Source organism: Aliiroseovarius salicola (assembly GCF_027891095.1).
Taxonomy (GTDB): domain Bacteria; phylum Pseudomonadota; class Alphaproteobacteria; order Rhodobacterales; family Rhodobacteraceae; genus Aliiroseovarius; species Aliiroseovarius salicola.
In genome coordinates, this window is record NZ_JAQIIO010000002.1 from 385,855 (window position 1) to 412,122 (window position 26,268).

Below are 26,268 nucleotides of genomic sequence, written 5' to 3' on the forward strand. Positions count from 1 at the left end.
AACGGGGAGAATGCGCGGCAGATCGCCATAAAATCGTGTTTCTGTTGAATGCCAGCGGGTCAAGCGGTGGCAGGGTTGGTTAATTGCATCGAAGAACTGTCCGCGAGGGAAGAACTTTCCAGATCAGCAGTTTCCCATGCCAGCAAGGCTCGCTTGACCGGAAGCCCCCAATGATAGCCCCCCAAGGCCCCGGATTTTCTGAGCGCCCTGTGGCAGGGGATCAACCAGCTCACCGGATTGCGCCCAATGGCCGTTCCTACCGCCCGGACCGCACGAGGATTGCCGATCGCATCGGCGATATCGGAGTAGGTGGACACATAGCCCGATGGGATGCGCAACAGTGCTTCCCAGACCTTGATTTGCAACGGGGAACCAATGAGGTGCAGAGGGGTCTTCCCAGTCTCTCCCGGCTCCATTTCAAACGCTGCCAGAACCCAAGGTTGGAGGAACATGGGATCTTCGATGAAAGCCGCGTTGGGCCAGCGGGATGTCATGTCTGCCATCGCAACCTCTGGTCCGGTTTCTTCTGCGAAGCCGATGCCGCAGATGCCTTTTTCAGTACCCATCACCAATGAGGCACCAAACGGGCTGTCGAACCAGCCCCAGTAAATGGTCAGCCCTTCCCCCTTGCGGGCGTATTCACCGGGGCTCATCGCCTCCCAACGCAGAAAGAGATCATGCAAACGCCCTTGTCCAGACAGCCCAACCGAATGGGTGGTGGCAAGCGTGGTATGGCGTTCATGCAGCAATGTCTTTGCATGGCCCAGTGTCAGGAACTGTTGATACCGTTTTGGTGACACACCCACAAAGCGCGAAAACACGCGTTGGAAATGTGCCGGTGACAAGCCGATCCGTGCAGCCAGCTCATCCAGCGACAGCTTGCCGTCAGCCGCGTCAATCTCTTCGATGGCGCGCCCGATGGTTTTGTAATGATAGCTGTCTTCTGTTGTACTCATGATGAACCCCTTCTCCCTCCATCTTGGCTCAAACGCGTTTAAGAAACGACCCGAATGTTGCTCTTTTTACCCGGCGAACCCGAAGCATGAGTAAATCCTTCTTGTTTCAACTCGGACAGGCAGGCATATGCTGGGCCATGGCACAGAAAACTGCAAAACAGATGAAATATCACGACATCCGCGAAGTGTTTCGCCGCTTTCATGAGGCGGAGCCCGAACCAAAGGGCGAGCTGGATCATGTGAATGTCTACACGCTTGTGGTTGCGGTGGCACTGTCCGCACAGGCCACCGACGTGGGGGTCAATAAAGCCACCCGCGAGCTTTTCAAGATCGCCGACACCCCGCAGAAAATGCTGGATCTGGGGGAAGAGGGGCTGATTGAGCACATCAAAACCATTGGGCTTTATCGGCAGAAGGCGAAAAACGTGATCAAACTGTCGCGTATTCTGGTCGAGGACTTTGGAGGCGAGGTGCCCTCGTCGCGCGCCGCCCTCGAAAGCCTGCCGGGGGTGGGTCGCAAGACGGCCAATGTCGTTCTGAACATGTGGTGGAAAGTGCCAACCCAGGCGGTGGACACCCACATCTTCCGGGTGGGCAACCGCACCGGTATTTGCCCCGGCAAAGATGTGGTCGCGGTGGAACGTGCCGTCGAAGACAACATTCCAGCCGAATATCTGCAACACGCGCATCATTGGCTGATCCTGCATGGACGCTATGTCTGCAAGGCGCGCAAACCCGTCTGCGGCAATTGCCTGATCCGCGACATCTGCCCGTTTGAGGAAAAGAACTTATGACAAAGACCTACAAGGTTGTCGGTATCGGCAATGCCATCGTGGACGTGCTGACCACAGCGGATGACACGTTTCTCGAACTGATGGGGATCGAGAAGGGCATCATGCAATTGGTCGAAAAGGACCGGGCAGAGGTGCTTTACGGTGCTATGGACAATCGCAAACAGGCGGCTGGCGGTTCGGTTGCCAATACATTGGCTGGGATTGGTAATCTGGGTCTCAAGACCGGGTTCGTCGGCCGGGTTCATGACGATGCGCTGGGGCATTTCTACGCAGAAGCGATGGAGATAGACGGCACCCGTTTTGTTAACCCGCCAGTGCCGGGAGGAGAGCTGCCAACCTCACGCTCGATGATCTTTGTCTCGCCCGATGGCGAACGGTCAATGAACACCTATCTGGGTATCTCTGCCGAGCTTGGCCCGGATGATGTGGATCCTGATGTTGCCTCGGACGCCGAGATTGTGTTCCTCGAAGGATATCTTTTCGACAAGGACAAGGGCAAAGAGGCGTTCATTGCCATGGCACGCGCTTGCCGTGGGGCAGGGGGTAAGGCGGGCATTGCCATTTCCGATCCATTTTGCGTCGAGCGCCACCGCACCGATTTCTTGATGTTGATCGAACATGAACTTGATTACGTGATCGGCAATGAGGATGAGATCAAGTCGCTGTTCGAAACCGACGATTGGGAACAAGCACTGGCCAAAACCGCCGCGATCTGCCCGCTTGTGGCCTGCACACGGTCTGGAGAGGGGGTCACCATCATTCAAAATGGTGCCCGTGTTGACGTGCCGGTTGAAAAAATCACCCCAGTAGATGCCACTGGGGCTGGGGACGGATTTGCTGCCGGGTTCCTGTTTGGCCTTGCCACTGGTGCTGACATCCAAACCTGTGGCGAGATGGGGTGCGCAGTCGCCGGAGAAGTGATCCGTCATATGGGCCCGCGCGCGGACCGAAACCTTCAGGCGCTTCTGCGGGACCGGGGATTGATCAGCTAAGATTTGACCCAGTTGAGAGCAAATTAGAACGTGTGCTCTTGGGCGCGCGTTTTTTGGTTTGACATGTGGAAAACGCAGCCATTTCGAAGAAAACTAGAAAACTAGAAAACTAGAAAACTAGAAAACTAGAAAACTAGAAAACTAGAAAGCTAGAAAGCTAGAAAACTAGTTTTGTCAGTTGGTGAGCGGCAGATAAAAAGGCCCCGCCGTTGGGCAGAGCCTTCGCATGTCCGGGACGCGATGTACTGATTACTCGGTATCCACAATCTCAAAATCATGCGTAACATCAGCCATCGCTGCCATCATCGCCGAAGCTGAACAATATTTGTCGACCGACAGCGCGATGGCGCGTTCCACCTTGTCAGCCCCCACACCACGGCCTTTCACAATGAAATGCAGGTGGATTTTTTTGAACACTTTCGGGGCGGTTTCGGCGCGCTCGGCATCGACTTCCACGATGACATCCTGGATCTTCTGGCGGGATTTTTCGAGGATCGAGACCACGTCGTATGCGGAACACCCCGCCGTGCCAATCAGCAAAAGCTCCATTGGGCTGGGGCCGGGGGTGCGGCCCTCACCATGGCTGGTGCCAAGGACAATATTGTGACCCGTGCCAGAGGTGCCGACAAAGGTGCGGGCCTCAGCCCATGCAACGCGTGCTTTCATGATGATCTCACTCCGATAATCAATTCAAACCTGGTATGTCAGGTCATTCCCCAAGTTTGGCATGTACCTCATCAAGGTCGATCTCGGCAATCGGCATCTTGTTGCCCGGGTTCTCAAAGTCGTATTTGAACAGGTTGAAATCGCGTTTGTAGATTTCATAGACCAGATGCATTGACAGACCGTCGAAGTAATCTTCCACCGGATGGGCACGTTTTGGCCCGTGCCCTTCGCTTTCATTGAAGCGGGGGATTTGGGTCAGATCAACCTTGTGTGGGGTCTCTATATTATCGATTACATCTTGCATCCCATCATTGAACTTTTCCGTCCATATGATTTTGTCATAGGCGCCACCATTCACGATAAAGGTTGATACATGGCCCGACATGGCGGACCAGTGAATGTCCGGGTCCATTGGGCGGCGCCAGCGGATCGTGTCGCGTGCAAAAAGCAGGAACCGGCGAAAGCTTTTGATCTGGTCGAAATCAAACTCGTCTTCGGGGCTGCCCACTTCGATGCCGTACTTCTGGATCAAAAGCGGTACTAAATTGCCGCGGTATCTGCGGCCGTTACGTTGAATGCCGCAGATCTTGTCAAAAAAGCTCGACAGGATACGCGTGTATGGATTTCGCACACATGTGAAGGCATAGCTTTTATGAGCCTGAACATTTTCCGTGATCAAAGGTTGGGAAAGATCTTGCGACCATTTATGTAGGCGGTCCTTGCTGTCGTGAATGTCACCATCAAAGAACTCGCCATGATCAGAATAGAACATGATCTGGCCAATGGTTGAACAGGCGCATTTCGGCACCACGCGGTAAACAACGCTCTCACTTTCCGTCATCCAAGTGCCGGGGAACCCCATATGCTCTTGCCTCCTTGCCGATTTGATGCAGCATCCGATATCGATCTTTAGTCGTTCCTGCCACAATTTGTGGTGAAAAAAAGCAAAGAAACTCTGTTTATTCAATGGTTTTTCACGTTATTTATGGCAACAATGTCGGGAAAGCCGAAGGATTGATCAGTTCAATGGCAAAAATTGCCTTCATTTTGTTATGCCACAAAGACCCTGACGCGATCATCAATCAGGCCACGCGGTTGACGGCGGCCGGAGATTGCATGTCCATCCATTTTGACGCGCGATCGAAACCCGAGCATTTCCAGAAAATCCGTGATGCGCTTAAAGACAATCCGAATGTCACCTTTGCTCGCAAGCGGATCAAATGCGGCTGGGGCGCCTGGTCGCTGGTTCAGGCCACACTCTATGCGGTTGAAGCCGCCGTTGAGGCTTTCCCCCGGGCTACCCATTTCTACATGGTGTCTGGCGATTGCATGGCAATCAAATCTGCCGAATACGCCCATGATTTTCTTGATCGCGAAGACGTGGACTATATTGAGAGCTTTGATTATTTCGGCAGTGACTGGATCAAGACCGGGATGAAGGAAGAGCGGTTGATATACCGCCACTTTTTTAATGAACGCAAATACAAAAAGTTGTTTTATGCAAGTTTTAACTTGCAAAAACGACTTGGTTTGGCGCGGGATATTCCCCATGACATCCAGGTTCAAATTGGTAGCCAATGGTGGTGCCTGCGACGTCGCACAATCGAATGGATCCTTGAATTCACGCGGAAGCGTAAAGACGTGATGCGGTTTTTCCGCACGACCTGGATCCCGGATGAAACCTTTTTCCAAACCCTTGTACGTCACATCATCCCTGCCAATGAAATCCGCACCCGGACGCTGACGTTTCTGATGTTCACCGACTACGGTATGCCGGTGACGTTCTATAATGATCACTATGACCTGCTGCTGTCACAAGATTTTCTATTTGCCCGGAAAATCAGCCCCGAAGCACATGTGCTCAAGCGTCGGTTGGGGGACCTCTATGCCGCTGAAGGGGCCGAGTTTCAGATCTCCAACGAAGGGCGCTCACTGTTTAAATTCCTGACCGGGCGCGGGCGCACCGGACATCGCTTTGCGCCACGTTTCTGGGAGAAAGAAAGCACCTTGGGACGAGAGCGTGAACTGCTGATCATTGTCGCCAAGAAGTGGCATATCGGCAAACGGTTCGCCGAGCGGATCAAGAAGGTCACAAACGTTCCGATGATCCAATATCTGTTCGACGAATCCAGCTGCCCCATGCCGGATCTGGGGGGGATTCAAAATAGTATTGGCAAGCGCACGCGTCACCGGCGGGCTTTGATGCGGATGCTGTTTGACTATTACGACACCGACCGGCTTATCATCTGCATGGACCCGAACAATATGGATCTGATGCGTGATTTTTTCTCGGACCGCTCGCAGACCAAATTGATAGAAGTCGAAAGCCACTTCTCCGATGAATACCTATTGGGTCACGCCATGCGAGTGGGGTTGGCGGGGGAAAACACACCTCAGGAAACGATTGATCGGCTGTTGCCCACCATCCGCTCGGATGTGATGAGTGAAAGCGATACAATACGGGATGAAGGGTTCGAAGGATACTTCCGGATCAGTGAAAATGGCAGTTCGGAGATGAATACACGGGCCCTTGCACGTTTCCTTACGATCCCCGAAGATCGCGCCCGAGAAATCGCCGAAACCGATCACCTGTTTGCAGATTGATCTAAGGCCAACAAATAGTCGGAGCTTACAATGGCTTACACCTATGATGATCAAAACGTATTCGCCAAAATTCTGCGTGGTGAGATTCCAAATGACACGGTGCTGGAGTCCGAATATGCGCTGGCATTTCGCGATATCACTCCACAGGCTCCAACGCATGTTCTGGTGATCCCCAAAGGTGCCTATGTGAATGCAGATCACTTTGCCAATGAAGCAACGGACGCCGAAATTATCGGATATGTTCGCGCGATCGGCCAGGTCTGCAAACTTATGGGGATTGCGCCGGGTGACGGGCAGGACGGGTATCGTACAATCGCCAATTCCGGGGCACATGGGGTGCAAGAAGTGCCTCATTATCATACCCATATCCTTGGTGGTCGCCCGTTGGGCCGCATGCTAGGGCGCGTAGAGGGCTGACCTCTTCCTCTTGCTGAAAATATCCCCGCCGGAGGCAAGAAGACCTGCCGAGCTCAGCGAGGCCATTCCCAACGGAATTGGACCGTCAGGTTCGGATTTCGACGGGACAACGTCTTTGGTGTCACTGTTGCCTATTGCCGCCGCGCCAAGGATCACTATCATGCCACCAACAAATTCTTATGAGGTAAGCCATGAGCCAAACTGCACCGGAAACCAAGATTGTGGACAGCTACAAGGTGTCCTGTGACGGCGGCGAAGGCGCTCTTGGACATCCGCGGGTCTATTTGCAGATCCCAAATGAGCATGGTTGGGTGGAATGCCCATATTGCGACTGCAAATTCGTGCACAAAGACCATGAAGGCAAAGCAGGTGAACAGGCGGCCTGATCCGCCCCTCACCTGACAAGACGCATTCGGCCGCGGGCAAATGCTGCGCGGCCTTTTTGTCCCTAATGATCTTCTCCTGATGATCTTTGATGGGGACACAGACGATGAAAGACGCGACATGAGCACCGAGACCCCTACCTTCGGCAAAGGCTGTCACCTGCATCTGGTGGATGGATCCGCCTTCATCTTCCGCGCCTATCACGCGTTACCGCCGCTCACACGCAAATCCGACGGATTGCCGATTGGGGCCGTGTCTGGTTTTTGCAACATGCTCCTCAAGTTCATAGAGGATCAGACCGGGTCGGATGCGCCCACTCATGTCGCGGTCATCTTCGACCACAAAGGCAAAACCTTCAGAAGTGACATCTATCCAGAGTACAAGGCCAATCGCCCGCCTGCCCCCGAAGATCTTGTGCCGCAGTTTCCGCTCACGCGTGACGCCACCCGTGCCTTCAATATCGCCTGTATCGAGGTGAAAGGATTTGAAGCGGACGACATCATCGCCACTCTTGCCCGCCGCGCCAACGAGGCCGGGGGGCGGGTGACCATCCTGAGTTCGGACAAAGACCTCATGCAGCTTGTCGGCGGTGGTGTTGAAATGCTCGACCCGATGAAAAACAAACGGATTGGCGTCGAAGGGGTCGAAGAGAAATTCGGCGTTGGTCCCAATCGCGTGGTCGATGTGCAGGCGCTGGCGGGGGATGCGGTCGATAACGTGCCCGGTGCTCCGGGAATTGGCATCAAGACGGCCGCACTCCTGATTAATGAATATGGCGATCTCGATACGCTTCTCGCCCGTGCAGAGGAAATCAAACAACCCAAACGCCGCCAGACACTGATTGAAAAAGCCGACCAGATCCGCATTTCGCGTGAGTTGGTCAAGTTGGACGATCAGATGGACCTGGATCTGGATCTGGGCAGTCTCGAGTTGAAAGATCCCGAGCCCGACACGCTCCTCTCATTTCTGGCCGAGATGGAATTCCGCACGCTGACCAACCGGGTGGCAGGCAAGCTCGGCGTGGAGGCACCCGAGATTAAGCAACCAGAGGGAGCCCCCGAAGTTGCCACAGCTGAAGCCCCCGAAATCGATCCCGAGAAATACGAATGGGTCAAAGATGCGGCGGCACTGGGCAAATGGGTCGAAACGATCAAGAGCCGCGGCTATGTGGCAATCGATACGGAAACCACCGGGCTGGATGAAATGCGGGTCGACCTTGTGGGGATTTCGCTTTGTGTGGAACCGGGCGAAGCCTGCTATATCCCGCTTACGCATAAATCCAGCCAATCTGACGACCTCTTCGGTGGGGATGATCTGGCTGAGGGGCAGATGGGATTGGAAGACGCCTTGGCGATCCTGAAACCCGTGCTTGAAGACGCGGCGATCCTGAAAATCGGCCAAAATATGAAATATGATGCCAAGATCTTTGCCCGCTATGGCGTGCAAGTGGCGCCGATCGACGACACGATGCTGATGTCCTATGCGCAAAATGCCGGGCTGCACAATCATGGCATGGATACGCTGAGCGAGCGTTACCTTGATCACAAGCCGATCTCGATCAAGACCCTTTTAGGCAGCGGAAAATCCGCGATCACCTTTGACCGGGTGCCTATTGAGGACGCGGTGAAATATGCCGCCGAAGACGCTGATATCACCCTGCGCTTGTGGCAATATCTCAAGCCGCGCCTGCATGTGGCCGGGGTGACACGTGTCTACGAACGCCTCGAACGCCCCTTGGTGCCGGTGCTGGCGGATATGGAAATGACCGGGGTCAAAGTTGACCGCGATGTGCTGTCACGCATGTCCAACGCTTTTGCGCAGAAAATGGCGGGATACGAAGCCGAACTACACGAAATTGCGGGGCGCGATTTCAACGTGCAAAGCCCCGCTCAGGTGGGTGAAATCCTCTTTGGTGAGATGGAGCTCGAGGGTGGCAAGAAAACCAAGACCGGGCAATGGTCAACACCCGCTGATGTGCTGGAAGACCTTGCCGCTGAACACCCTTTTGCAGCGCGGGTGCTGGATTATCGCCAGCTGCAAAAGCTGAAATCCACCTACACGGATGCGCTTCAAGACCACATCCACCCGGACACGGGCCGGGTGCATACCTCTTATTCCATCGCGGGCGCCAACACCGGGCGTCTCGCCTCGACCGACCCGAACTTGCAGAACATTCCGGTTCGCAGCGAAGAAGGACGCCGTATCCGTGAGGCATTTGTGGCTCCCGATGGCAAAAAGCTGATCAGCCTCGACTACAGCCAGATCGAACTTAGAATTCTTGCGCATATGGCCGGGATCGATGCGCTGAAACAGGCATTCCGCGATGGGCAGGACATCCACGCAATGACGGCATCCGAGATGTTTGATGTGCCTATGGATGAGATGACACCAGATATTCGTCGTCAGGCCAAGGCGATCAACTTTGGTGTGATTTATGGCATTTCCGGTTTCGGTCTTGCCCGTAACCTACGCATTCCGCGGTCCGAGGCGCAGGGCTTTATCGACCGCTATTTCGAACGCTTTCCGGGCATTCGCACGTACATGGATGAAACGGTGGCATTCGCCAAGGAACACAAACGGGTGGAAACTCTCTTTGGTCGCCAGATCCATACGCCTGAGATCGGTGCAAAAGGCCCCCATGCAGGATTTGCTAAACGCGCTGCGATCAACGCACCCATTCAGGGAACAGCGGCTGATATTATTCGCCGTGCGATGATCCGTATGCCGGACGCGATTGCCAAACTGCCCGCCAAGATGCTGTTGCAGGTGCATGACGAATTGATCTTCGAGGTGGACGAGGCCGCGGTGGAGGATGTGATCGATGTGGTCCGGGGTGTGATGGAAGGGGCGTCCGAACCTGCTATCAAGCTCGACGTGCCGCTGACGGTGGATGCGGGTGTGGGCATGAACTGGGCTGAAGCGCACTGAGGTAATCATTTGCGTGTAGTGCTGGGGCAGGGGCATGTCTCGGGGGCGTCAATGTCCCCCGGAACATTGCTCATGATCACCGAAGGCTGTGAGAACAGAACAGTCCTCACCCCCGTCGCAGCTTTCGCTGATCCGCACCAATTCAGTTTCAAGCCGCTGCAGGCGGGCAATCCGGTCGCGAATATCTGCCAGATGAGCGGCCGCGATTCGGTGGCTTTCTATATGGTTTTGTGGATCCATCTCGATCAAAACTCGGATGGATTCGAGTGGCAGCCCCAGATCACGTGCATGGCGGATAAAGCTAAGCCTTTCCAATCCGTCCTGTGAAAAGCGCCGTTGATTTCCTGTCGTCCGTCCATCAGCGGCAATCAACCCCATTTGCTCGTAATAGCGAATGGTTGGGACCTTGACCCCGGTGCGGCGTGACAGCTCTCCGATTGAAAACATGAAAAACCTCTTGAACCTCTAGTTACTAGAGCAATTATGATCTGTTTAGACACAGCGCAAGGTGCACGGACATAGGATTCGAAGGTAGGTGACATGCCGCATGATCATTCCCACGCACATGGCCAATCTCATGGCCACCATCATCACATCGACCCGGAAGCCGGGGATATGCGGGTTGGATTGGCTGTTGCGGTCAATGTGCTTTTAACCGTTGCTCAGATCGTCGGTGGTCTTCTATCCGGTTCAGTGGCGCTGATCGCCGATGCGATCCACAACCTGTCTGATGCCGCCTCGCTGGCGATTGCCTTCTTTGCCCGCAAGATTGCGCGCCGGCCGACGGATGCGCAGATGACATTTGGTTACAAACGGGTGGAACTCGTGGCCGCGTTGATCAACCTGACTACGCTAATCGTGATAGGTCTCTATCTGGCGTATGAAGGCATCATGCGGTTTTTCGAACCACCCGAGGTGGCAGGGTGGTTAGTAATCATCGTTGCTGGTGTGGCGCTTGTGGTGGATGCGATTACAGCACTTCTGACCTGGCGCATGGCGAAAGACAGTGCAAATATCCGGGCTGCGTTCCTGCACAACGTTGCCGATGCGCTGGGGTCCGTGGCCGTCATCATCGTTGGCATCCTGATTGTGGCCTTCGACTGGCATCTGGCAGACCCGATCGCCACGCTGGGTATTGCCGGGTATATCATCTGGATGGGGCTGGCTGAGCTCAAGGGCGTGGCGCGGATCTTGATGTTGGGCGCGCCTCCCGGACTGGATGCGGAAGAGGTTGTTTCCGCGATGGAAGAAGTACAAGGCGTTGAAAATATTCACCATGTGCATCTTTGGCAGATCAGTGAAGACGTCACATCACTCGAGGCACATGTGGTTGTGACCGATGAAAACTGGCCGGATGCATCAGGGGTGAAGGCTGCGGTTAAATCCACGTTGCATGAACGGTTTGGAATTGGGCATGTCACGCTCGACATGGAAGGCGCTGACTGTCCGTGTGAAGGAGCGCAGAGAATTGGTGGGGCGCGGTAGCCCCCACCTGACAGTCATCTGTCAGGAGCCTGTCAGAATGGATGAGAAAATGAGTTTAGCCTCAAAATCAGCATTTGACAGCAGACATCCAGCCCAGCCCGGATGATGTCCGGCCGCGAGGGTGGTACTCGCCGCTGACCCAGCCATTGTAACCTTCGAGATCCAGCTGCCGAAACCATGCGGGATAGTCAAACTCACCCCGGATTGGTTCATGTCGGTCAGGGATGCCGCCTATCTGGATATGGCGAACAAGATGGCGATGCTTGGCCCAGCAATCAAGAATGTCTCCAGTGATCCTATCCGCGTGATAGGCATCGAATTGCATCCCCAGATTTGGTGCGCCAACTTCAGCCAGAATATCGGCAGCAAGGTCAAATGAATTGAGGAAATACCCCGGCATATCGACCGTATTGATCGGTTCGATGGTCAGGCTCTGGCGGGGCGCATGGGCGGCGGCCCATTTCAGGTTCTCGACGAAGGTTTTGCGCGCGACTAGCCCTTCGGCTTTGCCGGCCATGATGTGGATGTGGCTGGCCTTAAATTCTTGCGCATAGCGTAGCGTGCGTTTGAAATCATGCTGAAACCGGGCCTGTCCATTTGGTGTGGCCGCAAATCCACGTGCGCCGCCCGTATAATTGGGCGGTGGTGTATTGATCAGCACCATATGAAGCCCGTTGGCAGTCAACTGCCGCGTGACCAGTTGGGCGGCGTCATCATAGGGAAACAACACCTCAACGGCCTTGAAACCGGCTTCTGCCGCAGCTTCAAACCGCTCAAGAAATGGCAGCTCCTTGAAGAGCAGCGTGAGATTGGCGGCAAAACGGGGCATCAATCCTCCAGATCATCTGAGTGGGAGATGCGGAAGAACACACCATTTGACCACAGGCCGAACCAGCGCCCGTTATCCTGTTCTTCGTGGCAGGCTAATTCAACCAAGCGATAGAATGTCTTACGATCGATCCGAGCTTCGAGCCCACCCCGCACGAGCACATAAGGTGTGGGTTCGCCAGTCACTTCGTCTTGCTCAATTCTCAATTTGGTCTCTGGGCCCGCATGGGTCACGTCCCCCACATTTGTGGTAAAGGCAAGGTCCTGATCTCGTCCGGTGCCGTTGACCTCCAAGTCTTCTGCCACAAATGGGACATCGTCGACCTTAATCCGAAACCGCTCGACCGGCGTGACCAACATATATCCATCGTCATCCTTGCGCAGGATCGAGGCAAATAATCGGACAAGACCGGGGCGGGTAATTGGGCGCCCTTCGTGAAACCATTGTCCGTCCCGCGCGATCCGCATGTCCATGTCGCCGCAGAAGGGCGGGTGCCACAGATGCACTGGTGGTATCCCCTTTTTTGCGGCGCCCTGCACGGCGTCTGCCAGCTGATCAGGCGTGGTTTTTGAGGGCTTCATTGGCGATTTCCCGTCAGTTGCCGCTTTTGTCATTTGTTCCCCGCGAAAAATCGGACTTAAATACAAGCTAAAGTGTTTGCCGATCAAGGTGAAGCACGAGCTTGATCCCCCTGCGCTTTTTCCGGCGCCTCTGAGGGGAGCGGAGGATTTTATGGACCAGAACATTGTCACCGAGTTTGAAGCGCTTAGCGAAAGGCTGGCTGACGCCAAAATCGAGATCACCCAACATATCATTGGTCAGGATCTTGTGGTGGAGCAGGCCATGTCGGCACTGCTCTCTGGCGGGCATGCGCTTCTAGTGGGATTGCCGGGGCTGGGCAAGACACGTCTGGTGGATACGATGGGGACGGTCATGGGGTTGAAAGACCGTCGCATCCAATTCACGCCGGATCTGATGCCCGCCGATATTCTGGGCGCTGAAGTGCTTGAGGAAAGTGATACCGGTGCGCGGCATTTTCGTTTCGTCAAAGGGCCGGTTTTTTGCCAGCTTTTGCTTGCGGATGAAATCAACCGGGCCAGCCCCCGCACCCAATCTGCCCTATTGCAGGCGATGCAGGAAAGTGAGGTTTCGGTGGCAGGGCACACGCACTCCCTGCCTGAACCATTCCACGTTTTGGCAACGCAAAACCCACTGGAACAAGAGGGCACTTATCCTTTGCCGGAAGCTCAGCTTGATCGCTTTCTCATGCAGATCAATGTCGACTATCCGGCGCGAGCGGATGAACGCGCAATTCTTCTTGCCACAACAGGTGAAATAGAAGCCACGCCCAAAGCCGTTCTCACCAGCAAGGACTTGATTAGGGCGCAAGAGCTGATCCGCCTGATGCCTGTGGGTGAAAGCGTGGTTGAAATGATCCTTGATCTTGTGCGCAGTTGCCGCCCGGATGATCCGGCCTCCCCTGAACCCTTGAGGCAAGCCGTCAGCTGGGGCCCGGGGCCGCGTGCCGCACAAGCCCTGATGCTACTGGTTCGGGCGCGCGCAGCTCTGGATGGGCGGTTCGCACCCGAAGCTGACGACGTGCGGGCACTTGCGCATCCGGTTCTCTCTCACCGCATGGCGCTTGGCTATGGCGCGCGTGCGGAAGGGGTGATGCTGGCAGATCTGATTGACAGCGTTCTGGCCGGGATGGAGCAGGCGGCATGACCCCAACCGCGCCCTCTGTGCTAAGTCGGGCAGCGGCCACCGCTCAGGGATTGCCGCCCCTGATGGTAGCGGCGCGGCATCTGGCGGATACGGTGCAGCTTGGTGATCACGGGCGGAGGCGGGCGGGACAAGGTGATGCTTTTTGGCAATTCAGACCGGCGCAACCGGGGGACCCGGCCCACCGCATCGATTGGCGCCGTTCAGCCCGATCAGATCAGGCCTTTATCCGCGACCGCGAATGGCAAGCTGCCCAGACCGTGATGATCTGGTGCGATCCAGCGCGTTCGATGGCGTTCAGCTCAGATCCAAGCCGAGCCAGCAAATCTGACCGCGCCAAGCTTCTTGCGCTCGCTGCGGCCCTCCTTTTTCTTCGGGCTGGCGAGCGGGTTGGTTTCCCCGGAAGTGATCGCCCGCCATTGCGCGGTGAACATGGGTTGCCATCCCGGTTGACGGATCTCGACAAAGCACCGCCGCGCCCCTCCGGTTTGCCGCGGCGTTCACGCGCACTTTTTCTGACGGATGGGCTTGCAGATCCGAAAATCTACGAACACCTGTTGGGGGATGCGGCCAGTTCACGCATACGCGGAGCATTCATTCAGGTGTTGGATCCGGCTGAAGAGCGATTTCCATTTGCCGGACGCAGCCTGTTTCTGGATATGCAAGGGGATCCGAAATTCGAAACGCAAGAAGCGGCGGATTTGCGGGCGCCCTATCTTGAGCGTCTGGCGGGGCGCAAGAAAGCGCTTGCGCAAATGTGCCGGGACGCGGGATGGGTCTATCACTGCCATGATACGATAACTTCTCCCAGTTCAGTGCTGTTGTGGCTTTACCATGCGCTGGGGGCGCGACGGTGATGGGGGCACTGGGCTTCACCGCACCCTGGTTGCTTTTGGGATTGGTCGCGCTTCCCCTCCTGTGGTGGTTCTTGCGGGCCGTCCCCCCTGCACCGGTTCGGCAAAAGTTTCCTGCCGTTGTCTTGCTCTTTGGGCTTAAGGACCAACAGATCGAAGCGCAAAAGACCCCGTGGTGGTTGATCTTGATACGCCTTCTGGCGGCGGCCGGTCTGATCATTGGGTTTGCTGGTCCGGTGTTGTCACCTGAGGACACAAGCGAACGAGCAAGGCAATCTGATAAACCCTTGATTGTCCTGATCGACAGCTATTGGCCTGCGGCATCGGATTGGTCAATTCGTGTAGAGGAAGTGGATAACCTGCTTCAACAAGCCCAGCAGGGAGGGCGCGTTGTCGCCATCCAGCAGGCGCATTTCAAAGAGGCGGCGCAGCTGGCCCCCGCCTCAATCTGGCGCGAACGGTTGGCGGCGATGTCGCCCGTGGCTTGGGATGCCCCCTATGATCTTGGTGTGCTGCAACATTTGCCTGAAGGGGAATCCATCTGGTTGTCTGATGGGGTGAAGCGCGATGGTCGGCGAGAGCTATATGCGCTGCGAGAGGCGGTTGGCGAGGTTGCCATCTGGCAACCGGATCGCATCGTGTTTGGCCTGACACCTCCTGTCCTTGAGGGCCAGGATGTTGAGCTTCGGGCGTTGCGACATCGTGCTGGTCCTGCGCAAGACATGGTGGTTGCCGGCTACGGGCGCGACCCTGCTGGGCAGCTACGGGCGCTTGTCGAAGAGCCCGCCGAATTTGCGATTGGCACGACCGAAAAAGACATTGTTCTGAATTTGCCGCCAGAGCTGCGTCACCGTGTGCAGTGGCTTGAGCTGGCCATTGGTGGGCAAGCCCGTAGCGCCGGTCAGGTGGCACTGGTTGGCGAAAGCCTGACCCGTCGAAGGGTTGCACTTGTTGGGGCCGGGGAAAGCGAAACACTTGCGCTTTTGTCACCAGATCATTTCCTGCGCGCGGCGCTTGCCCCCAGCACCGAAATTGTCGAAGCGCGCGGCATCGGTGATGCGGTGCGTGCAAGCCCCCATGTGGTTGTCATGCCGGATGTGCCCGATATTTCGGAACCGGATCAGAGGGCACTGGCGAAATGGGTGGCAGAAGGTGGTCTTTTGTTGCGCTTTGCCGGTCCACGTCTTGCAGCTGCTCAGGCTGATCAGGCAGGCATTGTTGATGCGGTCGAAGATATTCTTCTGCCAGTGCGACTGCGTGGTCGCGGGCGCGCTGTTGGGGGCGCGATGAGCTGGGGCGCACCTCAGCTTCTGGCCCCATTCCCGACTGACGGTCCCTTTTCGGGGCTTGAGATTCCAGAGGAGGTCAGCGTGGTGCGCCAGGTGCTCGCGGAACCGGGACCTGAGCTTGCAGAGCGCACGCTTGCCCGGCTTGTGGACGGAACGCCTCTCGTGACGCGCAAGCTGCTCGGATCGGGGCAGGTGGTTCTGGTGCACGTGGGGGCAAATGCTGAGTGGTCGAACCTTGTCCTTTCGGGTCTGTTTGTCGAGATGCTGCTGAGGCTGACCGAAGCAACGCTCGCTACGCCTTCCATTGACCCTGAGAATGGGTTGCAGACAGAAGATACCGGCGTGGTGTCCGCTCCGTGGCTGCGTGATGCCCAACTGTCGGCACAAGGGGCTTTGGTCCGCGAAACGTCCCCTCTCTCAACCCCATTGAACGCCTTGGCAGACGCTGTGAATGGTCAGCCCTCGGCCGATGCGCCTCCGGGGATCTACAGCAATGGCACGCGTCAGCTGGTGATCAACAGTTTACACATCGGCGCCACACTTTCGCCCACGAATTGGCCAAGGCAAGTGGTGCCGGTATGGCAGGATAAACCAACCGTCCGGGATTTGTCGGGTTGGGTGCTTGGAGCCGCGCTGGCTCTGGTCCTTCTGGATATTGCGGGCACGCTCTGGATATCCGGGCGTTTGAGATCCGGTCAGGCGGCACGGGCGGGGTTTGTCATTGTAGCACTCGGTCTCGCCGCGCCAGAGGCGGGTGTCGCGCAAGTTGCGGATGGTCAAAACGAAGACGCGGCAGACCAGTCGGTTTCACCTTCGGTGCCGGATCAGGTGATGGCTGCGGCGGCAGAGGTCACACTCGCACATGTACTGACCGGGGATCCCGAATTGGATGCACTTGCACGGGCGGGCCTCACAGGGCTTTCGCTTTCGCTTTCCCGCCGCAGTTCGGTTGAACCCGCCCCTCCTGTTGGCGTGGCGTTGGAACAAGATGACCTGTCGGTTTTTCCATTGCTCTACTGGCCTGTGTCGGCAACCCAACCTCTGCCCTCCTCTCAGGCCTATGAACGCCTGGCGACCTATCTGGCGACCGGAGGGCTGATCCTGTTCGATACAAGAGACGCCGGTGCCGGAGGTGGAAACAGCGCAGAATCTCGCAAATTGCAACTCCTCGCGGCGCCTCTGAGCCTGCCACCACTGGATCCGATCCCCTCGGACCATGTTCTGACACGCGCATTCTATCTGATCGACACCTTCCCCGGTCGCTACAATGGTACTGCATGGGCCGAAGCCGCTCCTCCCGGTGCCGCAGCCGCTGAGGGCGTTCCCTTTCGGTTGCTCAATGATGGGGTGACGCCCGTAATCATTGGCGGCAATGATTGGGCAGGTGCCTGGGCTGTTCGTGAGGATGGGCGCCCCATGCTGCCCGTTGGGCGCGGAAATGCCGGTGAACGGCAGCGCGAGTTGTCGCTGCGTTTTGGGGTCAATCTTGTGATGCATGTGCTGACCGGGAACTACAAATCCGATCAGGTTCATGTCCCCGCGCTGTTGCAGCGGTTGGGGCAATGAGGGGCGAGCGATGACAGAAACCCTCTTTTTCACCCCTCTTGTGCCATGGGCAGCGCTGGTGACACTGTCCGTGCTTAGTGTGCTGGCACTGCTCCTCGCGATTTGGCAAGGGCTGGTGGGCTGGATGTTTCGGGCGATTGCCCTGATCGCGGTGCTTGTCGCGCTGGCGGGGCCGAGTTTGCAGGAAGAAACGCGTGATCCGCTGCCCGACATTCTGTTGGTGATGGTTGATGAAACGGCTTCGCAGTCCCTGCCGGGGCGATCAGCGCGCCGGGACGCCGCCCTGAACCGTTTGAGGGAGGCGGCTGCCGCTCAGAGTGTAGAGCTTGTTGTCAAACCCGTACCAGATGCAGCCAACGGACAGGGGTCGCTGCTGGCACCGGCGCTGGATCAAGCGTTAGCAGATATTCCGAGGGCTCAACTGGCAGGGGTGGTCATCCTTTCGGATGGGGTATTCCATGATGCCGCCCGTCTAGGGGCGCGATTTGCGGAGCTTCCTGCTCCGGCTCATCTGATGCAAACCGGATCGCGACAGGATTGGGACCGTCGCCTGACCATCACACAGGCCCCGAGATTTGCAGTGACCGGCGAAGAGGTCCGCGTGCATCTGCGCGTTGATGCACTTGGGTCTGCTCCTGCCGCCTCGGCGCGTCTTTCCCTTTCAATTGATGGGGACCCGGCTAGTCATCATGACATTCCAGTTGGTCTTGAGATGGAGTTGCCGCTGGTTCTGGATCATGCAGGTGAAACCGTGGTTCATCTGATGCTGGAACCGCTCGAAGGTGAACTGACAGATCGCAACAACCAAGCGGCGCTACGCATCAACGGCATCCGTGATCGTCTGCGCGTGTTGTTGATCTCTGGCGAACCCCATCCCGGCACAAGGACTTGGCGCAACCTTTTGAAATCCGACGCATCTGTCGATCTGGTGCATTTCACCATTCTGCGTCCTCCGGAAAAACAGGATGGCGTTCCGGTCAATGAACTTAGCCTCATCCCATTTCCCACACAGGAACTGTTCGTAGAAAAGATCGACGAATTTGATCTGATCATCTTTGACCGTTATCGCCTGCGCGGGATTTTGCCCGGAGCTTATCTGGAGAGCGTGCGAAGATATGTAGAGCGTGGAGGGGCGGTGCTGGTTGCGGCAGGACCGGAATTTGCCAGCGTCGAAAGCCTGTCGCGTTCTCCTCTTGGGGAGGTGTTGCCGGCTCGTCCTTCGGGTCAGGTGATCAGTTCTCCCATGCGACCTGAATTGACGGATACTGGTCGGCGTCACCCCGTTACTCAAGGTTTGTCTCAGAGTGAAGGCGCCCCAACTTGGGGAGCCTGGCTGAGGCATCTCGAGTTAGAACCGGATACGGAACAAGTGGTGATGCAAACCCCGGACGGAGGCGCATTGATGGCATTGAGTCGCGTGGCAGAGGGCCGTGTGGCGCTGATCGGCTCGGATCAGGTCTGGCTTTGGGCCCGAGGCTATGATGGAGGTGGTCCGCAGCTGGAACTTCTGCGCCGTCTGGCCCATTGGATGATGGGTGAACCGGAGCTGGAAGAAGAGGCGTTGAATGCCGAGGAAACCCCAGAAGGCGATATTCTTGTGACGCGCCAGACCCTTGCAGATGAGCCAGCGGCACTTGAGGTGGAAGCTCCGGACGGCAACGGTTTCAGCTTGCAGATGCAATCTGAGGGAGGAGGTCGGTTTTCGGCTCTGCTGTCCAATGAAAATTATGCAGATGCCCCACTGGGGGTTTATCGGTTTTCGCAGGGCGATCAGCAGGCGGTGGCCATCAAGGGAGATGCAGCCCCGGTAGAATTTGCTGACCCATTGCCTCGGGATGACATGCTGCGGGATTTGACGTCGCCGACCGGAGGGGGCGTTTGGGCGTTGGAAGACGGTATGCCGCGACTGCGTCGGGTACGTGTGGGGCAACGCGCGATCGGGAACGGCTGGATCGGCTATACTCCGCGCGATGCTTTTGTCAGCCGCGATCTTCGCGTTCGCCCGGCATTGCCTGCTTGGATTTGGTTGATGGTCGCCGCAGGTGCGCTGGTTCTGGGGTGGTGGTTCGAAGGGCGTCGTTCAGACGATCTGGAAGACCTTACTGCAAAGGCAGGATAAACATCTGGTCCGCCCAACCATCCACATTGCACCGCACCCGGATGTGCAATTCTGTAACGCCTTCCGGCACCACGACATTTCCAAGAGATCGGGTGAAAGGTTGTTCGTTTACATGCGGATGCGCCAGCTCACGCCGTCCAAGCGAAGTGCCATCCGGGGTGAAGACTTCCCAACCATCAGCATAATGATCCCATCCCGTATCGGGATGGGACAGGGTCACGGAGATCCGGCCTTCGCTGATCTCCGTGCGCTCCACCAGTGGGGCATCAGCAAGCGACGGCAGAGGTAGGAATATCAGAAGCGCAAAGGTCATTCGGGCGAACATTTTTAATCTCCTTCAATCAGGACCGAGCGGGAATGCGACGCAAATTCGCGCCGCCATAAGACCAATACCGTGACCCCCGTGGCCAGCAACAGACCCGCCGGACCGATCAGCCAAGCAAGAGCAGCCATCGCAAAATAAATCGAGCGAAGACCTCGGTTGTAGCTCTTGGCCGCGGTGATATTCAACGATGCAGCCATGTCCGCACGGGTATAGGCAAGGGGGTCTTCCGGGTTATTAGGCACTGAGCCCATCATAACGGCACAATACCCGAAAAGCCGGTGTGACCAGACAAATTTCAGGAAGGCATTGGTGAGAAAGAGTAGGGCAAGCAAAATTTTGACTTCCCAAACCAATGCGGGGGCGTCGTTTTGTGTCAAATCCCGTGCCACTCCGCGCAACTCTTCCATACGCCCCAGAAGCGCCAGCCCACCGCCAATAGCGATCATTGTGGCCGAGGCAAAAAACGTGGTGCCCTGACGCAAGGTCGACAGGATCGAACTGTCAAAGATCCGGGGTTGGCGCGTGACCATCTGAGCCATCCAGTCCTTTCGGAACTGCGCCATCAGGTTCGACACTGATGGTCGGTCCGGTGACGGGTTCTCGATCCGCCAGCCAATTGCGACCCAGCTAGACAGAATGATCAGGACAGCGAGGCCATCCAGCGGTGAAAATAGGGAAATTCGGTCCATCATACTCATGAAACCTGCATAGCCCGTTTTCTGGCGCTTGCCAAAACTACAAATTGGTTCTAAAACTTTACCAATTATAAAATGGGGTGCCGCAATGCAGATGCCAAGACCGGATCCAGCCATTTTGTCCCGCAAAACTCAGGTTGTTGCGCAGCTACAGAAGGTCTTGTCCGATGGGGTGGTTATTCATGATCCGTTGGAAACCCGAGCTTATGAATGTGATGCGCTGACAGCCTATAAATGTCCGCCGCTTTGCGTGGTGCTTCCCAAGTCCACCGAAGAAGTGGTTGCCGTGATGAAGATCTGCCACGCCGAAGGCATACCGGTGGTGCCAAGGGGAGCAGGCACGTCTTTGGCGGGCGGCGCGTTGCCCACCGAAGACAGCGTCATCCTTGGGGTGGCACGCATGAACGATGTGCTGGAAACCGACTACGACAACCGCTTCATTCGCGTCCAGACGGGGCGTACAAACCTGTCGGTCACAGGGGCGGTTGAAGAAGAGGGCTTTTTCTATGCCCCGGATCCCTCCTCGCAACTGGCCTGTGCCATTGCGGGCAATATCGCGATGAACTCAGGGGGCGCACATTGCCTGAAATATGGCGTCACCACCAACAACCTTCTTGGGGTGAAAATGGTTCTGGCGGATGGGGAGGTGGTTGAGATCGGCGGGGCGCATTTGGATGCAGGTGGGCTGGACCTTCTTGGTCTGATCTGCGGATCCGAAGGCCAGTTGGGCATCGTGACAGAGGCGACACTGCGTATCCTTGCCAGCCCGGAAGGCGCTCGCCCCGTGTTGATTGGGTTCAACAGCAATGAGGTGGCCGGGCAATGCGTGTCAGATATCATCAAATCCGGTATCCTTCCGGTGGCAATCGAATTCATGGACCGCCCCTGCATTCGTGCCACCGAAGCCTTTGCCGGTGCGGGATACCCGGATTGCGAAGCACTATTGATCATTGAGGTGGAAGGATCTGTAGCAGAAATAGACGAACAGCTTGGGCGGATCATTGAGATCGCCAAGGCCCATGATCCGGTGGAGATACGCGAAAGCGCATCGCCTGAGGAAAGTGCCAAGATTTGGCTTGGCCGGAAATCCGCCTTTGGCGCGATGGGGCAGATCAACGATTACATGTGCCTTGATGGCACGATCCCAGTTAGTGAATTACCTCATGTTCTCAAACGGATAGGAGAGATGAGCGCGCAATATGGGCTGGATGTGGGAAATGTGTTTCACGCGGGTGACGGAAATATGCATCCACTCATCCTGTTTGATGCCAACAAGCCGGGGGATCTTGAGAAATGCGAGGCCTTTGGGGCAGACATTCTTAAGCTCTGCGTCGAGGTCGGGGGCTGCCTGACCGGAGAGCATGGTGTGGGGGTCGAAAAGCGAGATCTGATGGGCACGCAATACACGCCAGAAGATCTGGAAGCGCAGTTGCAAATCAAGGACGTGTTTGACCCAAGTTGGATTTTGAACCCGGCGAAAGTGTTTCCTCTTGAAGCGACAGAAACCCGGCGAACGGAATAGGGGCTTTGCCCCTCGCGCCGGACGGTGCTCACCCCAGGATATTTATGGCCAGAAGAAAATGATGAGACCTGAGAGTGAAATAGAATTGGCGGAGCTGGTCGCAGATGCGACTGGCCCTATGCGCATTCAAGGTGGCGGCACGCGGCAGATCGGTGCTCCGGTCGATGGCGAAGTTCTGTCCGTGGCGGGGTTATCCGGAGTGACACTTTATGAGCCGGGGGCGTTGACGCTGGTTGCCAAAGCCGGAACCCCGGTGGAGGAGATTGAGGCATTGCTGGCCGAGAATGACCAGATGCTGGGTTTTGAGCCAATGGATCATCGTCGGTTGTTGGGGACCAGCGGCACTCCGACGATTGGCGGGGTTATTGCGGGAAATGTGTCTGGTCCGCGCCGGTTGTCGTCGGTCGGGGCTTGTCGTGATAGTCTGCTTGGCGTGCGATTTGTTGATGGGGCCGGGCGCATCCTGAAAAACGGCGGTCGCGTGATGAAAAACGTGACCGGCTATGATCTGGTAAAATTGATGGCTGGAAGTCGCGGCACACTTGGTGTGTTGACCGAGGTCAGCCTGAAAGTGCTGCCACGCCCTGAAGCTGTTGCGACATTGAGCTTTGAGGGTCTTGATCCCGGTCTGGCGGTTCCACTTATGTCCAAGGCGCTTGGGTCCCCCTATGATGTGACGGGGGCGTATTTTGGCCCGTATCATTACCAGGCACCGCGGCATTTGCATCTTCGGCTTGAAGGCAGCTCTGCGTCGGTCAAATATCGCGCAGATGCGTTGGCGGGATTGCTGTCTGGTTTCGGCGCTGCGCGGATCGAACGCGATCCTGACGCATCCCAACAGTTGTGGCGTGATATCCGGGATATGACGCATCTGGCTGAAATGCCCTTTGTGACGCGCAGCTCGATCAAACCCGGAGCAGCGCCCGCGTTTGTGGAATCCATTTCTCAGGTCTGGGCGGCCACACATTACCTTGATTGGGGGGGCGGTCTGATCTGGACAGCCGCAAGTGAGGAAGACCTGTGCAAGAACGCAAAAAATGACAGGGGGGATTCCTCTGAGGATGAATTGACGCGCGGCGCCAAGGCTTTGATTGCGGCAATGCATGAGGCAATGAGCTTTGAAGATGGGCACACGACTTTGATCAAGGCCGACGAGCGCGTCAGGCGGGAAATGCCATCATTCCAGCCGCGCCATTCGGTTGTGGCGTCGCTCGAACTGGGGCTGCGACAGAAGTTTGACCCACGCGGAATTTTGAACCCCGGCTTGATGGGAGCCTGAGCAGATGCAAACTCACTTTTCCGAAGAGCAGTTGAAAGATCCGGCCCTCCATCGAGCCAACGAAATCCTGCGATCCTGCGTGCATTGCGGATTTTGTACCGCGACCTGCCCAACCTATCAGGTGCTGGGGGATGAGTTGGATAGCCCGCGCGGGCGGATCTACATGATCAAGGATATGCTTGAGGCGGGGCGACCTGCCGACACGAAAACGGTTGAGCATGTGGACCGTTGCCTGTCCTGTCTTGCCTGCATGACCACTTGTCCATCCGGGGTGCACTATATGCATCTGGTTGATCACGCACGGGCGCACATCGAGGCCACTTACAAACGCCCTTTGATGGATCGGCTTTTGCGCTGGACACTGGCGCGGATCATTCCATTTCCGCAGCGGTTTCGCGCGGCTCTGAGGCTGGCCAGATTTGCACGCCCCTTGCGCCGTTTCATGCCTGATCCACGCCTGAAAGCAATGCTGGAAATGGCCCCGCCAAAGCTTCCACGCCCTTCCAAGAACGATCTGGCTCAGGTTTTCCCAGCCAAGGGAGCGCGAAAAAAACGGGTGGCCCTGCTGACCGGTTGTGCGCAAAAGGCGCTTGATACCAACATCAACGATGCCACCATTCGTCTCTTGACCCGGTTGGGGTGTGAAGTCGTCATTGCGCGGGGAATGGGCTGTTGCGGGGCGCTGACGCACCACATGGGGAAGGTGGATGAAAGCCATGCACAGGCTGCCGCCAATATCAACGCCTGGACACGCGAACTGCGTGGTGACGGGCTTGATGTCATCGCGATCAACACGTCTGGTTGCGGGACAACGGTGAAAGATTACGGGTTCATGTTCCGCAATGACCCGCTTGCCGAAGACGCTGCGAAAGTATCGGAACTGGCGATGGATATCAGCGAGCTTCTCATGACGCTGGAACTGCCTGAGGGGCAGATGGGGCAGCGCGTTGCCTATCACGCGGCGTGTTCGTTGCAGCATGGCCAGCAGATTAAAACTCATCCGAAGACCCTGTTAAAGCGCGTTGGGTTTGAGGTGGTGGAGCCGACGGATGCTCATCTTTGTTGCGGGTCTGCCGGGACCTATAATTTGATGCAGCCGGAAATCTCAGCAGAATTGAAGCGCCGGAAGGTGGTAACGCTGGAAGCCAAGACGCCCGAGATCATTGCCGCTGGGAATATCGGCTGCATGATGCAAATTGGCTCGGGCACAGATCTGCCAATTGTTCATACGGTTGAGCTGATTGACTGGGCAACTGGTGGGCCGCAGCCGCAAAAATTAAGGGGCGATTAAAGGCCTGTTCACCTTTTTTCGTTTGCCTGCCCCAAATTTGCCCCTAAGCTGCGGCATATAGAGGGTAGGAATGCCCCGGCATTGAGGCAGAAACATGAGACTACTTATCGCGTTCTTTGCGGCCATCCTGTGGCTAACAGGTCCGTTGGGAGCATCTGATCCGTCCCCGTTGCGCAAGCTCATGACCGGCGATGACAGCCGGGGTTGGGAAGGTGTGGGGCGTTTGAATATGGGCGGAGAGAGTTTCTGCACAGGGGCGCTGATTGCGGATAACCTCGTGCTGACGGCAGGACATTGCATGTTCGACAAGTCCAGCGGTCAGCAATACGACGCCACCGAGATCGAGTTCCTTGCCGGATGGCGCAATGGTCGTGCCTCGGCCTATCGCGGAGTTAAGCGCGCGGTGGTACATCCGGAATTTACCTTTGATGGTCTAAACGATGCGACAAGAGTGGTGAACGATCTGGCGCTGCTTGAGCTTGATCAGCCGATCCGAAAACATTCCGTCAAACCCTTCGCCACATTCCATCGCCCCCGAAAAGGGGCAGAAGTGGGCGTTGTGTCTTATGCCCATGATCGCGCTGAAAGCCCCGCTTTACAGGAAACCTGCAAGGTTCTGGCCCGTCAATCCGGCGTATTGGTGTTGTCATGCGAAGTCGATTACGGATCTTCTGGTGCTCCGGTATTTGTGCTGGAACAGGGGGAGGCTAGGATCGTTTCTGTCGTGTCAGCCAAGGCAATGGTTCGCGATATTCCCGTGTCACTGGGTACCGGTCTTGAAACACCACTTGCAGAACTCAAATCCATTCTTGCTTCGGGAGATGGTGTGTTTCAAAGCGTGCGCCCCACAGCGCAGGTGCCCGTGCGCCGAATTCAGATCGAGAGCGCTCGCGGCAGCGGCGCCAAATTTGTGCGTCCCTGATCATACATTCCACCTCTTGAACCCCTAAAATTTGCGCATACATCCTCATTACGGGTGCCGCCTGGCGGGCCCTAAACACTGCCTGTCCCATGAGGGAAGGCCCAACATATTGTCGCTTTTAGGAGGACACCCATGCGTAATTTTGACCTGTCACCCCTTTACCGTGCCACTGTCGGTTTTGACCAGATTGCCGATTTGATGGACCGGGTTCTGACCAACGATGTCAGCCGTGACAGTTACCCCCCTTATAACATTGAAAAAACTGACGATGATGCCTGGCGCATCTCGATTGCTGTTGCCGGATTCGCAGAGGATGAACTGAATGTTGAGGTCAAGGAAAATGCCCTCTTCATCACAGCCAAGAAAGCACCGGAAGACGGCAACCGTACCTATCTGCATCGCGGTATCGCGACCCGCGCCTTCGAGCGCCGCTTCCATTTGGCCGAACATGTCCGCGTGAGCGGTGCCAGCCACGAACTTGGCATGTTGCATCTCGATCTGACCCGTGAAGTGCCTGAAGCACTGAAACCGCGTCGGATCGAGATCAATGGTCCCAAGGCTGTGGAAAGCAAGGCTGTTGAGGTCTGATCCTCAGCTGATCTGAAATAAAGTTGCGGGCGTCGAAGTTC

Annotated in this window: 24 protein-coding genes; 16 read left to right on the plus strand and 8 right to left on the minus strand. The window is 56.4% G+C overall.

Annotation, left to right across the window (positions count from 1 at the left end; genetic code table 11):
- Positions 1–59: 59 nt before the first annotated feature.
- Entirely contained in the window at positions 60–956 is an 897-nt protein-coding gene (locus O2N63_RS05565; protein ID WP_271053238.1) for a bifunctional helix-turn-helix domain-containing protein/methylated-DNA--[protein]-cysteine S-methyltransferase, read from the minus strand.
- Positions 957–1,117: 161 nt separating this feature from the next.
- On the opposite strand from O2N63_RS05565, the gene nth reads away from it, so the two are divergent.
- A complete protein-coding gene (gene nth / locus O2N63_RS05570) occupies positions 1,118–1,750 on the plus strand; it encodes an endonuclease III (RefSeq protein WP_271053239.1) in 633 nt (210 codons plus the stop codon).
- The gene (locus tag O2N63_RS05575; RefSeq protein WP_271053240.1) at positions 1,747–2,742 is read left to right on the plus strand and encodes an adenosine kinase; all 996 of its coding nucleotides are present in this window, start codon (positions 1,747–1,749) and stop codon (positions 2,740–2,742) included. The genes nth and O2N63_RS05575 overlap by 4 nt, the downstream gene beginning before the upstream one ends.
- A gap of 249 nt (positions 2,743–2,991) precedes the next feature.
- Here O2N63_RS05575 and O2N63_RS05580 read toward each other — a convergent pair whose 3' ends face one another.
- Together O2N63_RS05580 and O2N63_RS05585 are read right to left on the minus strand one after the other, a co-directional pair.
- Positions 2,992–3,408, minus strand: a complete 417-nt coding sequence (locus tag O2N63_RS05580; RefSeq protein ID WP_271053241.1) for an OsmC family protein — start codon at positions 3,406–3,408, stop codon at positions 2,992–2,994.
- A 43-nt stretch (positions 3,409–3,451) separates the two neighbouring features.
- A complete protein-coding gene (locus O2N63_RS05585) occupies positions 3,452–4,270 on the minus strand; it encodes a sulfotransferase family protein (RefSeq protein WP_271053242.1) in 819 nt (272 codons plus the stop codon).
- Between the two features lie 164 nt (positions 4,271–4,434).
- Between O2N63_RS05585 and O2N63_RS05590 the strand changes: the two genes are divergently transcribed.
- From O2N63_RS05590 to polA, 4 genes are all read left to right on the plus strand, one after another.
- Positions 4,435–6,012 (plus strand): DUF5928 domain-containing protein, encoded by a 1,578-nt coding sequence (locus tag O2N63_RS05590; RefSeq protein ID WP_271053367.1) that lies wholly within the window; start codon positions 4,435–4,437, stop codon positions 6,010–6,012.
- A gap of 30 nt (positions 6,013–6,042) precedes the next feature.
- The gene (locus tag O2N63_RS05595; protein ID WP_271053243.1) at positions 6,043–6,429 is read left to right on the plus strand and encodes an HIT domain-containing protein; all 387 of its coding nucleotides are present in this window, start codon (positions 6,043–6,045) and stop codon (positions 6,427–6,429) included.
- A 191-nt stretch (positions 6,430–6,620) separates the two neighbouring features.
- Entirely contained in the window at positions 6,621–6,815 is a 195-nt protein-coding gene (locus O2N63_RS05600) for a zinc-finger domain-containing protein (protein WP_271053244.1), read from the plus strand.
- Positions 6,816–6,933: 118 nt separating this feature from the next.
- A complete protein-coding gene (gene polA, locus O2N63_RS05605; protein WP_271053245.1) occupies positions 6,934–9,741 on the plus strand; it encodes a DNA polymerase I in 2,808 nt (935 codons plus the stop codon).
- 48 nt (positions 9,742–9,789) lie between these two features.
- Here the strand turns inward: polA and O2N63_RS05610 are convergent, their stop codons facing one another.
- Positions 9,790–10,188 carry a MerR family transcriptional regulator gene (locus tag O2N63_RS05610; protein WP_271053246.1) on the minus strand — a complete coding sequence of 133 codons (399 nt, stop codon included), beginning with the start codon at positions 10,186–10,188 and terminating at the stop codon, positions 9,790–9,792.
- A gap of 93 nt (positions 10,189–10,281) precedes the next feature.
- On the opposite strand from O2N63_RS05610, the gene O2N63_RS05615 reads away from it, so the two are divergent.
- Positions 10,282–11,226, plus strand: coding sequence for a cation diffusion facilitator family transporter (locus tag O2N63_RS05615; protein WP_271053247.1), 945 nt, complete (start codon positions 10,282–10,284; stop codon positions 11,224–11,226).
- A gap of 67 nt (positions 11,227–11,293) precedes the next feature.
- Here the strand turns inward: O2N63_RS05615 and O2N63_RS05620 are convergent, their stop codons facing one another.
- Positions 11,294–12,055, minus strand: a complete 762-nt coding sequence (locus tag O2N63_RS05620; protein ID WP_271053248.1) for a hydroxypyruvate isomerase family protein — start codon at positions 12,053–12,055, stop codon at positions 11,294–11,296.
- Positions 12,055–12,669 (minus strand): DUF1285 domain-containing protein, encoded by a 615-nt coding sequence (locus tag O2N63_RS05625; protein ID WP_271053249.1) that lies wholly within the window; start codon positions 12,667–12,669, stop codon positions 12,055–12,057. Before O2N63_RS05625 ends, O2N63_RS05620 begins: the two co-directional genes overlap by 1 nt.
- A gap of 118 nt (positions 12,670–12,787) precedes the next feature.
- Here O2N63_RS05625 and O2N63_RS05630 point away from each other — a divergent pair, with 118 nt between their 5' ends.
- From O2N63_RS05630 to O2N63_RS05645, 4 genes are read left to right on the plus strand one after another with little or no spacing between them, the layout of a single operon-like run.
- Positions 12,788–13,780, plus strand: a complete 993-nt coding sequence (locus O2N63_RS05630; RefSeq protein ID WP_271053250.1) for an AAA family ATPase — start codon at positions 12,788–12,790, stop codon at positions 13,778–13,780.
- On the plus strand, positions 13,777–14,634 hold the full coding sequence (locus O2N63_RS05635; protein ID WP_271053251.1) for a DUF58 domain-containing protein: 858 nt from the start codon (positions 13,777–13,779) through the stop codon (positions 14,632–14,634). Before O2N63_RS05630 ends, O2N63_RS05635 begins: the two co-directional genes overlap by 4 nt.
- Positions 14,634–17,486, plus strand: a complete 2,853-nt coding sequence (locus O2N63_RS05640) for a DUF4159 domain-containing protein (protein WP_271053252.1) — start codon at positions 14,634–14,636, stop codon at positions 17,484–17,486. Before O2N63_RS05635 ends, O2N63_RS05640 begins: the two co-directional genes overlap by 1 nt.
- Positions 17,487–17,496: 10 nt before the next feature.
- Positions 17,497–19,605, plus strand: coding sequence for a DUF7408 domain-containing protein (locus O2N63_RS05645; RefSeq protein ID WP_271053253.1), 2,109 nt, complete (start codon positions 17,497–17,499; stop codon positions 19,603–19,605).
- Here the strand turns inward: O2N63_RS05645 and O2N63_RS05650 are convergent.
- Both O2N63_RS05650 and O2N63_RS05655 read right to left on the minus strand, forming a co-directional pair.
- Positions 19,586–19,930 carry a hypothetical protein gene (locus O2N63_RS05650; protein ID WP_271053254.1) on the minus strand — a complete coding sequence of 115 codons (345 nt, stop codon included), beginning with the start codon at positions 19,928–19,930 and terminating at the stop codon, positions 19,586–19,588. The genes O2N63_RS05645 and O2N63_RS05650 overlap by 20 nt on opposite strands.
- 2 nt (positions 19,931–19,932) lie before the next feature.
- The gene (locus O2N63_RS05655) at positions 19,933–20,628 is read right to left on the minus strand and encodes a DUF599 domain-containing protein (protein WP_271053255.1); all 696 of its coding nucleotides are present in this window, start codon (positions 20,626–20,628) and stop codon (positions 19,933–19,935) included.
- Between the two features lie 85 nt (positions 20,629–20,713).
- Here O2N63_RS05655 and O2N63_RS05660 point away from each other — a divergent pair, with 85 nt between their 5' ends.
- The 5 genes from O2N63_RS05660 to O2N63_RS05680 all read left to right on the plus strand — a co-directional run bounded on the left by O2N63_RS05660 (position 20,714) and on the right by O2N63_RS05680 (position 26,227).
- Positions 20,714–22,147: an FAD-linked oxidase C-terminal domain-containing protein gene (locus O2N63_RS05660; RefSeq protein ID WP_271053256.1), complete on the plus strand. Its 1,434-nt coding sequence runs from the start codon at positions 20,714–20,716 to the stop codon at positions 22,145–22,147.
- 61 nt (positions 22,148–22,208) lie between these two features.
- Positions 22,209–23,426 (plus strand): FAD-binding protein, encoded by a 1,218-nt coding sequence (locus O2N63_RS05665; protein WP_271053257.1) that lies wholly within the window; start codon positions 22,209–22,211, stop codon positions 23,424–23,426.
- 4 nt (positions 23,427–23,430) lie between these two features.
- Positions 23,431–24,717: a glycolate oxidase subunit GlcF gene (gene glcF / locus O2N63_RS05670; RefSeq protein ID WP_271053258.1), complete on the plus strand. Its 1,287-nt coding sequence runs from the start codon at positions 23,431–23,433 to the stop codon at positions 24,715–24,717.
- Positions 24,718–24,811: 94 nt separating this feature from the next.
- Entirely contained in the window at positions 24,812–25,639 is an 828-nt protein-coding gene (locus O2N63_RS05675) for a trypsin-like serine peptidase (RefSeq protein WP_271053259.1), read from the plus strand.
- A 132-nt stretch (positions 25,640–25,771) separates the two neighbouring features.
- Complete coding sequence (locus O2N63_RS05680; RefSeq protein ID WP_271053260.1) at positions 25,772–26,227, plus strand: Hsp20 family protein; 456 nt, start codon at positions 25,772–25,774, stop codon at positions 26,225–26,227.
- The last annotated feature ends 41 nt before the right edge of the window (positions 26,228–26,268 follow it).